The organism is Streptomyces sp. CA-179760 (assembly GCF_050937045.1).
Taxonomy (GTDB): Bacteria; Actinomycetota; Actinomycetes; order Streptomycetales; family Streptomycetaceae; genus Streptomyces.
In genome coordinates, this window is sequence record NZ_JBNJLZ010000001.1 from 4,081,729 (window position 1) to 4,096,921 (window position 15,193).

Annotated in this window: 12 protein-coding genes and 2 pseudogenes; 7 read left to right on the top strand and 7 right to left on the bottom strand. The window is 71.0% G+C overall.

All coding sequences use genetic code 11. The features are described 5' to 3' along the window. Nucleotides 1-71 precede the first annotated feature (71 nt). The 6 genes and pseudogenes from sepX to galU form a co-directional block, all read right to left on the bottom strand. Nucleotides 72-1,264, bottom strand: a pseudogene (sepX, locus tag ACQEV8_RS18115) (divisome protein SepX/GlpR). A gap of 172 nt (nucleotides 1,265-1,436) precedes the next feature. After that, a complete protein-coding gene (locus ACQEV8_RS18120) occupies nucleotides 1,437-2,054 on the bottom strand; it encodes a GNAT family N-acetyltransferase (protein WP_432961387.1) in 618 nt (205 codons plus the stop codon). Between the two features lie 26 nt (nucleotides 2,055-2,080). Next, the gene (locus ACQEV8_RS18125; RefSeq protein ID WP_432961389.1) at nucleotides 2,081-2,581 is read right to left on the bottom strand and encodes a MogA/MoaB family molybdenum cofactor biosynthesis protein; all 501 of its coding nucleotides are present in this window, start codon (nucleotides 2,579-2,581) and stop codon (nucleotides 2,081-2,083) included. Continuing rightward, nucleotides 2,578-3,087, bottom strand: a complete 510-nt coding sequence (gene moaC / locus ACQEV8_RS18130) for a cyclic pyranopterin monophosphate synthase MoaC (protein ID WP_432961391.1) — start codon at nucleotides 3,085-3,087, stop codon at nucleotides 2,578-2,580. The genes ACQEV8_RS18125 and moaC overlap by 4 nt, the downstream gene beginning before the upstream one ends. Before the next feature lie 59 nt (nucleotides 3,088-3,146). After that, entirely contained in the window at nucleotides 3,147-4,487 is a 1,341-nt protein-coding gene (glp, locus tag ACQEV8_RS18135) for a molybdotransferase-like divisome protein Glp (protein ID WP_432961393.1), read from the bottom strand. A 4-nt stretch (nucleotides 4,488-4,491) separates the two neighbouring features. Beyond that, entirely contained in the window at nucleotides 4,492-5,394 is a 903-nt protein-coding gene (galU, locus tag ACQEV8_RS18140; protein WP_432961395.1) for a UTP--glucose-1-phosphate uridylyltransferase GalU, read from the bottom strand. Nucleotides 5,395-5,487: 93 nt separating this feature from the next. Between galU and ACQEV8_RS18145 the strand changes: the two genes are divergently transcribed. Continuing rightward, the gene (locus ACQEV8_RS18145) at nucleotides 5,488-6,117 is read left to right on the top strand and encodes a 5-formyltetrahydrofolate cyclo-ligase (RefSeq protein ID WP_432961397.1); all 630 of its coding nucleotides are present in this window, start codon (nucleotides 5,488-5,490) and stop codon (nucleotides 6,115-6,117) included. Nucleotides 6,118-6,186: 69 nt separating this feature from the next. Here the strand turns inward: ACQEV8_RS18145 and ACQEV8_RS18150 are convergent. Continuing rightward, a pseudogene (locus ACQEV8_RS18150) lies at nucleotides 6,187-9,005 on the bottom strand (penicillin acylase family protein). Nucleotides 9,006-9,243: 238 nt separating this feature from the next. Here ACQEV8_RS18150 and ACQEV8_RS18155 point away from each other — a divergent pair. From ACQEV8_RS18155 to mscL, 6 genes are all read left to right on the top strand, one after another. Continuing rightward, nucleotides 9,244-10,773, top strand: a complete 1,530-nt coding sequence (locus tag ACQEV8_RS18155) for a potassium/proton antiporter (RefSeq protein ID WP_432961399.1) — start codon at nucleotides 9,244-9,246, stop codon at nucleotides 10,771-10,773. Nucleotides 10,774-11,078: 305 nt separating this feature from the next. Then, a complete protein-coding gene (locus ACQEV8_RS18160; protein WP_432961401.1) occupies nucleotides 11,079-12,371 on the top strand; it encodes an MFS transporter in 1,293 nt (430 codons plus the stop codon). 67 nt (nucleotides 12,372-12,438) lie between these two features. After that, on the top strand, nucleotides 12,439-12,789 hold the full coding sequence (locus tag ACQEV8_RS18165) for an FmdB family zinc ribbon protein (protein ID WP_432961403.1): 351 nt from the start codon (nucleotides 12,439-12,441) through the stop codon (nucleotides 12,787-12,789). Nucleotides 12,790-12,951: 162 nt separating this feature from the next. Further along, a complete protein-coding gene (locus ACQEV8_RS18170; RefSeq protein ID WP_432972776.1) occupies nucleotides 12,952-13,791 on the top strand; it encodes an S-methyl-5'-thioadenosine phosphorylase in 840 nt (279 codons plus the stop codon). 173 nt (nucleotides 13,792-13,964) lie between these two features. Then, nucleotides 13,965-14,582, top strand: a complete 618-nt coding sequence (locus ACQEV8_RS18175) for a hypothetical protein (RefSeq protein ID WP_432961405.1) — start codon at nucleotides 13,965-13,967, stop codon at nucleotides 14,580-14,582. 123 nt (nucleotides 14,583-14,705) lie between these two features. Then, the gene (gene mscL, locus ACQEV8_RS18180) at nucleotides 14,706-15,170 is read left to right on the top strand and encodes a large conductance mechanosensitive channel protein MscL (protein ID WP_432961407.1); all 465 of its coding nucleotides are present in this window, start codon (nucleotides 14,706-14,708) and stop codon (nucleotides 15,168-15,170) included. The last annotated feature ends 23 nt before the right edge of the window (nucleotides 15,171-15,193 follow it).

Genomic DNA, 15,193 nt, shown 5'->3' on the forward strand with positions numbered 1-15,193 from the left:
TGAAACTTTAGCACCCCGATCGGCCTGCTTGGAAATCCGTTCCCCAGGGGCGGTCACCTGCGGGTTCGGGGCTACTCGTTGGCGGCCCGGGGCCGGTCCCCGTCCTCGTACTGGTCGAACAGCGGGGTGCGGCCGCGCTCCCGGGCCCGCCGTGCGGAGGCCGCGCGGCGGGCGTCGGTGCGCCCGTCACCGTCCGCCCGCTCCTCGCTGTGGGGATCCGGATCGCCGGGGAGCGCGGTGTCGGCCTCGTCCTGAAGGTCCGGGGTGACGGAGCTGGAGCGTGCCGAGCTCCAGGTGTCGGGGGCCCCGAGGTCGACGTCGCTGGTGGCCCGGGGGCGACCGGTGCGGTGACGTAGGTCGGCAGGGGCACCGGGACCGGGTCCCAGCTGTCGCCCTGCCCGGGGCGCCGCTGCCGCTCGCGCTGCTGGTCGACCCACTCGGCGTGGTCGGTCTGCTCGACGAGTGCGCGCCGGTCGGCCGCGAGAGCGGACAGGCCGGGGTCGGTCACCGGCTCGGGTCCGTCCTCCGGTTCGTCGGACTCCTCGTCGGCGGCGCGCCGACCGGGCCGGCGGTGCCGCTCCCGCAGCCGCTGGGCCGCGAGCTCGGCCCGGCGGCGGTCCATCTGGTACGTGAAGCGACGGCGCTCCTGGGTGCGCAGGTACGCGATGTACACGCTGAGCATGACCGCGGGCACGCCGGGCGCCCACAGGAACGCGAGGCCTCCGACCGCGGCGACGATCGCGCCGAGGGTGAAGGCGAGGAACAGCATGATGGTGGTGCGCCGACGGCGCGCGAGCACCTTCGAGCGCCGGGCCCGCGCCGCGGCCGCCTGGGCCTGCGGCGAGGGGCGGCGCCGGGCGGCGGGCACACGGCCCTCCCCACGGGCCGCGGACGCCGCGTTCGGTGCGGGTGCCGGGCGGGCCGGCTGCTCCGATCGGCCCGGCTGCTCCTGGGCGGGCGACGGTACGGGTGCCTGGGTCTGAGGACGCGTTTTGGACACGGCGAAGGCCCGGACGTCCACCGAGTCGGTGGCGGCGTCCAGGTCGCCGGCGCCCTGCTCCCCCTCCTCGGTGGAGCGCGCCCGCAGGTCCTTGGCGTACCGGCGCTCCATCCCCGCCCGGCCGGAAAGCAGCCGGATGGCGGTGCTGAAGCGTTCCGTCGGACGGGCCTCGTTCAGCTCGTCCTGCCTACGGAGCCACATCGGCACCAAGTAGGCGGCCCAGGCCCCGACAATGACTGCGTAGATGAGGCCGCTGCTGCTCACGTCTCACACCGTAGAGGGGTTTGCGTGAGGCCATCTGCCAATTGAGCCGGTGTGTCGCACGATCTGGCTGATATTTCGAACTTTTTTTGTGACCGATGCGATCAGCAGACCGCCCAGGCCGGGAATTCATTGCCCTCAGACGATCACTGGCCGATCATTTTCGAACACATATTCAATTTCGGGGGTGGTGCCGCATTCCCGGATTGCTCTGCGATCGTGCCCGGTGCCACCGCCTCAGCAGCCCGTCCGGCACCTCCTCCGCGGTGAGGGCGAACACGAGGTGGTCGCGCCAGCCCCCGTCGATGTGGAGATAACGGGGCCTGAGCCCCTCCTCGCGGAATCCGAGTTTCTCCACGACCCGGCGGCTGGGCCCGTTCTCGGGGCGAATGCAGACCTCGATGCGGTGCAGTCCGACCCTGCGGAAACAGTGGTCGACGACGAGCGCCACCGCCGTCGGCATCACCCCGCGCCCCGCCACGGACTCGTCCACCCAGTAGCCGATGTGCCCCGAGCACATCGAGCCCCAGGTGATCCCGGCGACCGTCAACTGCCCCACCAGCCGCCCCTGGTACTCGATGACGAAGGGCAGCATCCGGCCCGCGTTCGCCTCCGACCTCAGGTGCCGCACCATCTGACGGAAGGTCGGGCGGTGCGCGAGCGGCCCGCCGGGCGCGGGCGGCGGAATGGTCGCCTCCCAGGGGCGCAGCCAGTCGCGGTTGCGCCGGTTGACCTCGCGCCATGCCCGCTGGTCGCGCAGCTTTATCGGCCGGAGGACGATGTCGCCGTCCACCAGCTCGACGGGCCAGGATGCGCTGTTCAGCTCGCACCCCCCATGCCGGGTCTGGGATGGTCGCCGCCGCGGAGCTGCTCGACGGCGTGCACCAGCAGCGGTTCCAGGACGGCCAGTCCGTCCTTCACGCCGCCGCTGGAGCCGGGCAGATTGACGATCAGCGTCCGGCCGGCCACTCCGGCCAGGCCCCGGGACAGCGCCGCGGTCGGCACCTTCTCCCGGCCGTATGCCCGGATGGCCTCGGCGATGCCCGGCACCTCGTGGTCGATCACCCGGCGGGTCGCCTCGGGGGTCCGGTCGGTGGGCGAGATGCCCGTGCCGCCGGTGGTGACGATGACGTCGTAGCCGGTCTCGACACCGGCGCGCAGGGCCGCCTCGACGGGGTCGCCGTCGGGGACGACCTGAGGGCCGTCGACCTCGAAGCCGAAGCCCTTCAGGCCTGCCGAGATCAGCGGGCCGCCCTTGTCCTCGTAGATCCCGGCGGCGGCCCGGTTGGAGGCGGTGACGACGAGAGCGCGATACGTCATGCCCGGCTCCAGTCGCCCGACTTGCCGCCCGTCTTCTCCTCCACCCGTACGTCCGTGATGACCGCTCCCTTGTCGACCGCCTTGACCATGTCGATCACAGTGAGCGCGGCGACGGAGACCGCGGTGAGGGCCTCCATCTCGACCCCTGTACGGTCCGTGGTCTTCACGGTGGCCAGGATCTCCACGGCGTCGTCCGCGACCGACAGGTCCAGTTTCACACCGGACACCGCCAAGGGGTGACAGAGCGGGATCAGGTCGGGGGTGCGTTTGGCGCCCATGATCCCGGCGATCCGCGCGGTCGCGAGGGCGTCGCCCTTGGGGACGCCCTCGCCGCGCAGCAGTTCGATCACGCGGGGCGAGACGAGGACGCGTCCGCTGGCGCGGGCGGTGCGCGCGGTCACGTCCTTCTCCGACACGTCGACCATGCGGGCGGCGCCGGCGTCGTCGATGTGCGTCAGTCGGTCCTGCGGAGGAGTGTTTCGCGTAGGGGGATCCTGCGTGCTCATGCTGTGTGGCGCTCCCGGTCCGGGCCTGCTGTGCGCGACACGGTACCCCCAACCAGCGGCTATCGGCCGAGCAGGACCACCTCGACCTCGGCGTCGGGCTCGACGGATTCGGTGTCCTCGGGGACGACGATCAGCGCGTCCGCGTGGGCGAGGGCCGCGACCAGATGGGATCCGGCGCCGCCGACCGGGGTCGCCCGGCCGTCGGCGCAGGTGGCCCGCAGGAACTGGCGGCGGCCCTTCGGCGAGGTCAGCGCCTTGTCGGCGGCCAGGGTGGCCCGGGTCGTCGGCCGGTGGACGTCCCGCAGGCCCATGAGGGTGCGGATCGCGGGGCGGACGAACAGCTCGAAGGAGACGTACGACGACACCGGGTTGCCGGGCAGGGCCAGCAGCGGGGTGTGGTCGGGGCCGATGGAGCCGAAGCCCTGGGGCTTGCCGGGCTGCATGGCGAGCTTGCGGAACTCGATGCCGCTGCCCGCCTCGTCCTCGTCGCCCACGTGGGACAGGGCTTCCTTGACGACGTCGTACGCACCGACGCTGACACCGCCCGTGGTCACCACCAGGTCGGCGCGGACGAGTTGGTCCTCGATGGTGGAGCGCAGGGTCTCGGCGTCATCGGCGACGGCGCCCACGCGGTAGGCGATGGCGCCGGCGTCGCGGGCGGCGGCGGTGAGGGCGAAGCTGTTGGAGTCGTAGATCTGACCGGTGCCCAGTTCCGTGTCGGGCTGGACGAGTTCGCTGCCGGTGGAGAGCACCACCACGCGCGGGCGCGGGCGTACCCGGACGGTGCCGCGGCCGATCGCGGCGAGCAGGGAGATCTGGGGCGGGCCGAGGACGGTGCCGGCCCGCAGGGCGCGGTCGCCGGCCTTCACGTCGCTGCCCTGCGCGCGCACATGCGCGCGTGCCTCGGCCGGGCGGTACACCTGTACATGCCCGGAGGCACCCTCGGTGCCGAGGCTGCGGGCGCGCATGCCCTGCACCGGGCCCTCGCCGAGCCCTCCGTCGGTCCACTCGACGGGCACGACGGTCTCGGCGCCGGGCGGCAGCGGGGCGCCGGTCATGATGCGGGCCGCCTGGCCGGGGCCCACGTGGAGCAGGTCGGCCTGGCCCGCCGCCACGTCCCCGACGACCTCCAGGGCCGCCGGGAACTCCTCGCTCGCGCCCGCCACGTCCGCGACCCGTACCGCGTAGCCGTCCATGGAGCTGTTGTCGAACGGCGGCAGGGACACCGGCACCGTGACGTCCTCGACCAGGACGCAGCCCTGGGCGTCGAGCAGCTGCAGCTCGATGGGTTCCAGGGGGCGCACGGTGGTGAGGATGTCCTCCAGGTGCTCGTCCACCGACCACAGGTGGTCGGGGCCCGAGTGGTCCTGGACCGGGGTGCGGGGCGCGGCGCTGCTCAACGTGTTACATCTCCTCGGCTACGTAACTGCGAAGCCAGGTCCGGAAGTCCGGGCCCAGGTCTTCACGTTCGCATGCGAGTCGGACAATGGCACGCAGGTAGTCACCGCGGTCGCCGGTGTCATAGCGGCGGCCCTTGAAGACGACGCCGTGCACCGGGCCGCCGATCTTCTCGTCGGCCGCGAGCTGCTGGAGGGCGTCCGTGAGCTGGATCTCGCCGCCGCGGCCCGGCTCGGTCCGGCGCAGTATGTCGAAGATGTGCGGGTCGAGGACGTAGCGGCCGATGACCGCGTAGTTCGACGGGGCGTCGGACGGGTCGGGCTTCTCGACGAGGCCGCTGACCTTGACGACGTCGCTGTCCTCGGTGGTGTCCACGGCCGCGCAGCCGTAGAGGTGGATCTGCTCGGGGGCGACCTCCATGAGCGCGATGACGCTGCCGCCGTGCTGCTCCTGGACCTCGACCATGCGCTGGAGCAGGGGGTCGCGGGGGTCGATGAGGTCGTCACCGAGAAGGACGGCGAAGGGCTCCTCGCCCACGTGCGGGGCGGCGCACAGCACGGCGTGGCCGAGGCCCTTGGGGTCGCCCTGGCGGACGTAGTGCATGGTCGCGAGGTCGCTGGACTCCTGGACCTTGGCGAGGCGGCCGGCGTCGCCCTTCTTCTGGAGCGCCGACTCCAGTTCGTAGTTGCGGTCGAAGTGGTCCTCGAGGGGGCGCTTGTTGCGGCCCGTCACCATGAGGACGTCGTCGAGACCCGCGCCGACCGCCTCCTCGACCACGTACTGGATCGCCGGCTTGTCGACGACCGGCAGCATCTCCTTGGGAGTGGCTTTGGTGGCCGGCAGGAACCGGGTGCCGAGGCCTGCTGCGGGAATGACAGCCTTGCTGATCCGAGGGTGTGCCTGAGTCATGTCCGCCACCATATCCGGTGCCTTTGGGCGGAATCTGCGGCTCCGGTTCATGGGCGCTCATATGAGCGTATTAGCACGATACGGGAGCAACCATTGAGTCACATCGGGCGTCCGGGCGAGCCTGACAAGCGGAGTTTGCGGCGAGAGTTCCTCTCGGTGAGGAACAGGTTGACGGCGGATGACCTGCGGGAAACCGCGGCCGCACTGGCCGGGCGGGCGCTGGAGCTGCCGGAGTTGGCGCGGGCCGGCACGGTCGCCGCGTACGTCTCCGTGGGGAGTGAACCGGGGACGCTCGCGCTCCTCGACACGCTGCGCGCCCAGGGCGTACGCGTCCTTCTTCCGGCCCTGCTGGCCGACAACGACCTGGACTGGGGTGTCTACGAAGGCGCGGGCTCGCTCGCGCGTGTCCGGCACGGCGGCGGCCGGATGGAGCTCTTCGAGCCCTCCGGCGAGCGCCTCGGGCCGGACGCCGTGACCGCCGCCGACGCCGTGCTGCTGCCGGGGCTCGCGGTCGACACGCGCGGGATGCGGCTCGGGCGTGGCGGCGGCTCGTACGACCGTGTCCTGGCGCGGCTGGAGGGGGCGGGTGCCCGGCCTTCCCTGGTGGTGCTGCTGTACGACTCCGAGGTGGTCGAGCACGTCCCGGAGGAGCCGCACGACCGGCCGGTGCACGCGGTGGTGACGCCCTCGGGGGTGCGGCGGTTCAGCCGGCCGGCCGACTGAAACCCGGTAACGAGAACGGCCCTCCACGCGTGCGTGGAGGGCCGTTCTCGTGGTGCGGGCGTCAGCGGCTCACGGCTTGAGCACCAGCTTGTCGGTCGTGCCGCCCTCGACGGCCTTGTCCGAGTACGACCATGGCAGCAGTTCGCCCTCGGCCCACTTGTCCGTCTGGTCGACGTAGTGGGCGCTGTAGGCGTGCCCGGACGCGCCGGAGAGGTTGATCCACTTCGACTTGTCGAGATCGCCGAGGTTCACGACCATCCGCATCGACGGCACCCAGACGACGCTGTAGCCGCCGGCGGCGTTCCAGCCGGTCGCGTTGACCGTCGCCTCGCCGCCGCCGAGCTCCCACGGGCCGCGGTTGAGGGCGTACTGGAGGAACTCGGGACCCTCGGTGCCGAGGGTCTGGTTGTCCAGGAACAGGCGGTGCAGCCTGCCCCAGCTCCAGCTGTCGATGTCCTTGCCGAGCTTGGCGGTCAGCTCCCAGCGGGCGTCGATCATGGCCCGCCTGAACAGCTGGTCGCGGTTGACGGCCTCGGGACGGGTGCCCGCCTCGGGCGTCTTCCACCAGTCGCTCTTGGGCTGCTCCATCAGCTTGCGGACCACCTCGAACCAGCGGTCGCCGCCGTCCGGCTGCGCCTGGTCGGGGTCGCGCTGGCCGCACTCGCGGACCTCCTCGGCCTCGTCGGCGGGCCCCGTGGTGTTGACCGGCTTGACCCACAGGCACTGGCCCTTGGGCCGCAGCTCCTTGGGCAGCTTGTTGCCGAAGGCGAGCTTGAGGATGTTGCGCCAGACCGCGTTGAAGTAGGCCGCTGCGGCCGAGTCGGCGTCCTGGGTGTAGTCCCAGCCCTCGAGGAGCTTCTGCGCCTCGCGGACGTCCTTGTTCTCGGGGTCGATCTTCAGCAGCGTGGGCACCAGCAGCCGGGCGATCTCGCTGCTGTTGTCCAGCTGCATCTGGCGCATGTCGTCCGTGGAGACCTTGCCGCCGTCCTTGATCTTCGACTGGATCAGGTCGCTTATCCGCTGGCTGCGCGTGCCGTAGCCCCAGTCCTCGGTGAGCGTGTAGGGGTACTTGTCCGGGTCGATCACGGCCTGGTTGGCGGTGACGATGTAGCCGCGCTCCGGGTTGTACTCGTACGGCAGCGCGTCCTGGTCGATGTAGCCCGTCCAGCGGTACTTGGGGTCCCAGCCCGGCGCGGGGATCGAGCCGTCGTCGCCCTCCGAACGCGTGGGGATCTTCCCCGGGAGGGTGTAGCCGATGTTGTCCTGGGTGTCCGCGTAGATCAGGTTCTGCGAGGGCACCTCGAACTGCGCGGCGGCCTTGCGGAAGCCGTTCCAGTCCTTCGCCTTGTCCATGGCGAAGACGGCGTCCATGGTGGTGCCCGGCTGCAGCGCGGTCCAGCGCAGCGCGACGCCGTAGCCGTCGCCTCTGTCGGGTGCGGCGGTGTCGACTCCGGCCTTCTTGCCGACCTTCACCAGCTCTTCGTCGCGGTCGGACAGCAGGGGCCCGTTGTTGGTCTCACGGACGACGATCTTCTTGGACTCGCCGCCGGCGACCTTGATGGTCTCCTCGCGCGTCTCGAACGGCTTGATCTTGCCGTCGTACTGGTAGCCGTTGCCGGTGATCTTCTCCAGGTAGAGGTCCGTGACGTCGACGCCGGAGTTGGTCATGCCCCAGGCGATGTCCTGGTTGTGACCGATTATCACGCCGGGCATGCCCGCGAAGGTGTAGCCGGAGACGTCGTACTGGCACGCGCTGGAGACGCTGCGGCAGTGCAGGCCCATCTGGTACCAGACAGACGGCAGTGAGGGACCCAGGTGCGGGTCGTTGGCCAGCAGCGGCTTGCCGGTGATGGTGTGCTTCCCGGAGACGACCCAGGAGTTGGAGCCGATGCCGTCGCCGTTCACACCGACGGCCGGCGGGAGGTCGTCGAGGACCTTGGTGAGGCCGCCGAGCTGGCTCTGGAGGCCCTGCGTGCCCGAGCCGGCGGAGCTGCCCGAGGCACTGCCCCCGGTGCCGACGGAAGCACCGGTTCCGGTGGAGCCGCCCGTGCCTGTGGAGCCGCCCGCGCCGGAGGAGCCGCCGGACGTGCCGCTCGTGCCGCCCTGCTCGAAGGTGCTCGTCAGCTCGTTGTACTGACCCTCCTGGACGATCGCCTTGTTGCGGCCGGACGGATACTCCGGGTACAGGTCGGTGATCTGCTTCGGGCCGAGGCGGCTGGTCAGCAGGGCGCGGTCGACCTCGTCCTGCATGTTGCCGCGCAGGTCCCAGGCCATCGCCTTCAGCCAGGAGACCGAGTCGACCGGGGACCAGTTCTGCGGCTTGTAGTCGTTGGTGAAGCCGAGCGCCGCGTACTCCAGGGAGATGTCCTTGCCGTCCTTGCCCTGGAGGTAGGAGTTGACCCCCTTGGAGTACGCCTGGAGGTACTTCTTCGTGGAGGCCGACAGCTTGGTGTCGTACTCCTTCTTCGCGACCCGGTCCCAGCCGAGCGTGCGCAGGAACTCGTCGTTGTCGACCTGGCTCTTGCCGAACATCTCCGACAGCCGCCCGGAGGCCATGTGGCGGCGTACGTCCATCTCGTAGAACCGGTCCTGCGCCTGGACGTAGCCCTGCGCCATGAACAGGTCCGCGTCGGAGGAGGCATAGATCTGCGGGATGCCGTAGTTGTCCCGTTTGACCTCGACCGGCCCCGAGAGGCCCTTGAGTGTGAGGGTGCCCTTGGTCTGCGGGAAGGAGGCCCGGACGGTGCTGACGGACCAGTACCCCCGAAGGCCACGCCCCCGATGAGGGCCAGCACCAGGACGAGCAGGACCAGTCGGGCTTTGCGCCCCTTTCTCCTGCCGGACTTGCCGGGCTGCTGACCCGTGGAGGCGGTGGTGTTGGGGGGCATCGCTGTCCTTGCTGTCCTAACGCGAGCGGCAGGTTCGGCTGTGCTTTTAACTGAGCGCTGGAGCAACGATAGGCGCAGGGCCTTGCACCCCTTGACGCGGAGTCGGGAACCGGCACGTATGAATGTTCGATCTTGCCCTCGGAAGCGTCAAGAAATCGTCAAGAGTTAGGTAAGGTAACGAAGTAGTTGGCGCGGTGCGCCACAGCTTCATGTGCGATGTACGTGAGCCCACGCGCGTGTGCGTGCGGGCCAGGGAAGGATTCGGCCGCTGACTGTTCACCACCTCAACCAGCTCCTGCTCGTCTGCTCGCTCGTCCTGCTCGTCGCCGTCGCAGCGGTAAGGATCTCCTCGCGCAGCGGGCTCCCCAGCCTGCTCGTCTACCTGGGCATAGGCGTCGCCATGGGTCAGGACGGCGTGGGCGACATCCACTTCGACAACGCCGAACTGACCCAGGTCATCGGATACGCGGCCCTGGTCGTGATCCTGGCCGAGGGCGGTCTGGGCACGAAGTGGAAGGAGATCAAGCCGGCCCTGCCGGCCGCCACGACACTGGCGCTGGCCGGTGTCGCGGTGAGCGTCGGGGTCACGGCGTCGGCCGCGCACTACCTGATCGGCCTCGAATGGCGGCAGGCGCTCATCATCGGGGCGGTCGTCTCCTCGACCGATGCGGCGGCCGTCTTCTCCGTGCTGCGCAGACTGCCCCTCCCCGCGCGCGTGACGGGCACCCTGGAGGCGGAGTCCGGCTTCAACGACGCCCCGGTGGTCATCCTCGTGGTCTCGCTGTCCGCGGCGGGCCCGGTCGAGCACTGGTACGTACTGCTGGGCGTGATCCTGCTGGAGCTGGCCATCGGCGCGGCCATCGGCCTCGCGGTGGGCTGGCTGGGCTCCTGGGGGCTGCGGCATGTGGCGCTGCCCGCCTCCGGCCTCTACCCGATCGCCGTCATGGCGATCGCCACGGTGGCCTACGCGGCGGGCGCGCTGGCCCACGGCAGCGGGTTCCTCGCGGTCTACCTGGCCTCGATGGTGATGGGCAACGCGCGGCTGCCGCACTGGCCTGCCACGCGCGGCTTCGCCGACGGGCTCGGCTGGATGGCCCAGATCGGCATGTTCGTGCTGCTCGGCCTGCTGGTCACACCGCACGAGCTGGGCGACGACATCGTGCCCGCCCTCGCCATCGGGCTGGTGCTGACCATGGTGGCGCGTCCACTGAGCGTGGTGTTCTGCCTGACGCCGTTCCGGGTGCCCTGGCGTGAGCAGGCCCTGATGTCCTGGGCGGGACTGCGCGGGGCCGTGCCCATCATCCTGGCGACCATCCCCATGGTGGAGGGCGTAGACGCCAGCCGCCGGATCTTCAACATCGTCTTCATCCTGGTCGTCGTCTACACCCTGGTCCAGGGCCCGACACTGCCGTGGCTGGGCCGCAAGCTGCACCTGCGCGACGGTTCGGAGGCCGCCGACCTCGGCATCGAGTCGGCCCCGCTGGAGCGGCTGCGCGGGCATCTGCTGTCGGTGGCGATCCCCGAGGGGTCGAAGATGCACGGGGTGGAGGTCAACGAGCTGCGGCTGCCGCCCGGCGCCGCGGTGACGCTCGTCGTGCGGGCGGACGAATCGTTCGCCCCGCTTCCCACGACGGTGCTGCAACGCGGGGACGAGCTGCTCGTCGTGGCCACGGACCCGGTGCGGGACGCGACGGAGAAGCGGCTGCGGGCGGTGGGCCACGGCGGCAAGCTGGCCGGGTGGCTGGGGACGGACGGGGCGAGCCGTTGAGGCGGATACCTGTACGTGTATTCGGGGCGCGGATATCTGGCGTTTCCGGGGCGCGGATATCTGTACGCGCATCCGTGGGCGCCGATACCTGTACGCGCATCCGTGGGCGCGGATACATGTACGATGAACGTCTGACCCAAGATCGAACCAACTCTGTCTGACGCAGAGCTGGCGCGACCGTATGGCGGTCGGGACGTCCCTCCTCACCGGGCCCCGGCATCTACCGCAGTTCCGCGCAAGAGGACAGCTCTCGGCTCCGCCCGCCTGACCGGGCCGTGCTACCAGGCGGCAGAAAGGCACGGGCCGTGGCGTCCACGGTCACCTCGAAGCAGTCGGAGAACTCGACGGCTTCCCCCCGCCCTGGATACGGCCGGCTGCTGCGCACCCGCGGCGCCTGGACGTTCCTGCTCCCCGGTTTCGCGGCACGCCAGCCGTTCGCGATGCTGACGATCTCCATCGTGCTGCTGGTGCAGCACACCACCGGCTCCTACGGAGCGGCGGGCGCCGCCGCGGCCGTCACCGGTGTCTCCATGGCCCTGTTCGCGCCCTACAGCGGCCGCCTCGCCGACCGCTACGGGCAGCGTGCCGTGTTGATCCCCGGGGTGCTGCTGCACGCGGTCTCCGGGCTGACGCTGACGGCCCTCGCGCTGCTGGACGCCCCGCTGTGGGCGGTGTTCGTGGCCGCCGTCCCGACCGGCGCATCGGTGCCGCAGGTCGGGCCCATGGTGCGGGCCCGCTGGGGCGTGAAGCTCAAGGACTCGCCCCTGATGACCACCGCGGCGGCCTTCGAGTCCGTCACGGACGAACTGACCTTCGTCGTCGGACCACTGCTGGCCACCGCCCTGTGCACGGCGGTCGACCCGGCCGCCGGACTGGTCACGGAGGCCTCGCTGACGCTGGCCGGCGGTCTGCTGTTCGCCGCGCAGAAGAGCACCCAGCCCTCCGTCGAGGGCGCTGGGCACGCGCGCGTGGAGCACGCTTCCGCACTGCGTGTCCCCGGGGTGCGCGTGCTGATCGTGACCTTCCTGGGCATCGGCGCCGTCTTCGGCGGCATGCAGGTCTCGCTGGCCGCGTTCACCGAGTCGATCGGCGAACCGGGCCTGAACGGCGTCCTCTACGGCGTCTTCGCCGCGGGCAACATGATCTCCGGCCTCGTCTGCGGCGCGATCGTCTGGAAGACGTCCCCGCAGCGGCGCCTGGTCGTCGGTTACACGGCGCTCGCCCTCACCGCGTCGGGCCTGTGGGCCGCTCACTCGGTCCCGGTCCTGGCCGGTCTCGGCCTGCTGGTCGGCATGTGTATCGCGCCGGCCCTGATCACCGGCTACACCCTGGTCGACGGCCTGGTCCCGGCCGGTGCCCGCACCGAGGCCTTCACCTGGCTGACCGGCGCGGTGGCACTCGGCCAGGCGGCGGCCGTCACCGTCGCCGGGCAACTGGAGGACCGCCTCTGGGGCGGTGCCGGTTTCCTGGTGCCCATGGGCGGCACCGCGCTCGCCCTGGCGACCCTCCTGGCCCTGCGTTCCCGGCTGTCGGGGCGCGCCAAGGGGCGGACGGTCGCACGTGGCGTGGGTCACCGCGTGCCGGTGGCAGTGGACTGAGCGGCTGGAATACGTCACTATGGACCGTCGTTAGCACTCATCGAGTGAGAGTGCCAGGAGGAAGACAGTGCCGACCTACCAGTACCAGTGCACCGAGTGCGGCGAGGGCCTCGAGGCGGTGCAGAAGTTCACCGACGACGCCCTCACCGAGTGCCCGAACTGCCAGGGCCGCCTGAAGAAGGTTTTCTCGGCGGTCGGCATCGTCTTCAAGGGCTCCGGCTTCTACCGGAACGACAGCCGCGGCTCCTCGTCGAGCAGCTCCCCGGCGAAGTCGTCGAGCTCCTCGTCGTCCTCCGACTCCGGTTCGGGCTCCGGCTCGGGTGCCGGTTCGGGCTCTTCCTCCGGTTCTTCCTCCAGCTCGTCTTCGAGCTCTTCGTCGGGCACGGGCAGCTCCACCAGCAGCACCACCGCCGCGTAAGGCCTGATTTCTCCAGGACCCTGTCGCCCTTCGGGCGACGGGGTCCTCGGCGTTTCTGCGTGCGGTTAGGGTGCGGACATGGTGAACAAGGCGAACGTGGCGGGCTCGGCGGACGTGGCGGGCCCGGTGGACGTGGCGGGCTCGGCGGACGTGGCGGGCCCGGTGGACGGGCAGGGTGCCGGGATCGGCGTCATCGGCGGCTCCGGGTTCTACTCCTTCCTCGACGACGTGAGCGAGGTGCGGGTCGACACCCCGTACGGGCCGCCCAGCGACTCCCTCTTCATCGGTGAGGTCGCCGGCAGGCGGGTCGCCTTCCTGCCGAGGCACGGGCGGGGCCACCACCTGCCGCCGCACCGGATCAACTACCGGGCCAATCTGTGGGCCCTGCGCTCGGTCGGCGTTCGCCAGGTGCTCGCCCCGTGCGCCGTGGGCGGCCTGCGCCCCGAGTACGGGCCGGGCACGCTGCTGGTGCCGGACCAGCTGGTCGACCGCACGAAGTCCCGCGCGAACACGTACTTCGACGGAGAGCCGCTGCCCGACGGGTCGGTGCCGAACGTGGTGCACGTGTCGCTGGCCGACCCGTACTGCTCCGCCGGGCGGGCCGTCGCGCTGAAGGCGGCGCGCGGCCGGGACTGGGAGCCGGTGGACGGCGGCACGCTGGTCGTGGTCGAGGGGCCGCGCTTCTCGACCCGTGCCGAATCGTTGTGGCACCAGGCGCAGGGCTGGTCGGTGGTGGGGATGACCGGGCATCCCGAGGCGGCCCTCGCCCGTGAGCTGGAGCTCTGCTACACGTCCCTGACGCTGGTCACCGACCTCGACGCGGGTGCCGAGAGCGGGGAGGGCGTCTCGCACGACGAGGTGCTGCGGGTGTTCGCGGCGAACGTGGGGCGGTTGCGGGGGGTGCTGTTCGACGCGGTGGCGGGGCTGCCGGGGGTGGACGAGCGGGACTGTCCTTGTGGTGGGGCGCTGGGTGGGATGGATCCGGGGTTCGCGCTGCCGTAGGCGGTCGGCGACGAGCCGTGGTGGGCGGCGGAACTTGCCGTTCGGGTGAGGGAGTTGTCCACAGGCCGGGGCAGGTCCACAGGCCTCAGCGGGCGGCGGCGGGAAGCCTCATCGTGGGGAGCGCAAGCCGGTCCTCGTCGCAGGTGGTGGTTCCCGTGTCCCTCGTTCCGCTCATGTCTCCCCCTTCCGGTGGCTCCCCCGTCGCCGCGCTCCCGCCCGGCCCCGAGGTGCCCTCGACGCGCGAGGTGCCGCGCTTCGATCCCGTGCGGGTACGCGGGGGCCGGTACCGGTCGGGCCGGCTCGGGCGGCACCGGCGGCGGGCCCTGGCCGTCGGGCTCGCGGTCACCGCGACCGCGCTGGTGGCGGCGGGACCGCGTGACGGTGACGGAGCCCGTGGTCAGCCCCGGGCTCAGTCTCCCGCGCACACGCAGTCGCTGTACGGGGAGCGGTCCGCGCGGACGCGCGGTCCCTCGGGAGCGGGAGCGGCGGAGGCGGGCGCGGCGGGAGCGGGCGCGGCGGGGCCGGTGACGGCCCCGATCCGGATCGCCGACGCGGCGACGGTACGGCTGCTTCGGCCCGGCGACCGGGTCGACGTCATCGCCGCCGAGGAGACGGTGTCGGGCGGCGACGCCCGTGTGGTCGCGCGCGGGGCCAGGGTGACGAAGGTGCCGGAGCCCCTGGAGGGCGCGACCGACGGCGGGGCACTGGTCGTGCTCTCGGTTCCGCGTGCCACCGCCGCGCGGCTCGCCGGAGCGAGCGCCACGGCACGGTTGGCGGTGACTCTGTGTTGATGCTGTGCACGATCGCGTCAAGGCCCTCGTTCGAGGGACCCAGGTACTCGGTTCGGCCCAATCGTGACGTAGGTTGCGGAGCGTTTTGTTCCATGAGCTGCTCGTGCGAGGAAAGGCCCCGAGGTGAGCGAGAAGAAGGAACCGAGCCTCTGGGAGGGCTTCAAGGCCTTCCTGATGCGCGGGAACGTCGTCGATCTGGCTGTGGCGGTGGTGATCGGCGCCGCGTTCACGAACATCGTCAACGCCGTGGTCAAGGGGATCATCAACCCGGTCGTCGGAGCCATCGGGACCAAGAACCTCGACCACTACAGCTCCTGCCTGAGCTCGACGTGCGAGGGCGAGGAGGGAATCCAGATCGCGTGGGGCTCCGTCCTCGGCGCCGCCCTGAGCTTCGTGATCACGGCTGCGGTCGTCTACTTCCTGATGGTCCTGCCCATGGCGAAGTACCTGGCCCGCCAGGAGGCCCGCCGCAAGGCGAAGGAGGGCACGCAGGAGGTCATCGAGGTGACGGAGCTGGAGGTCCTGAAGGAGATCCGGGACGCGCTGGTCGCACAGCGTGGTGCGGGGCACGACCAACAGGAGCGGTAGCCCCACGGGCGTCGCAGAGGAGG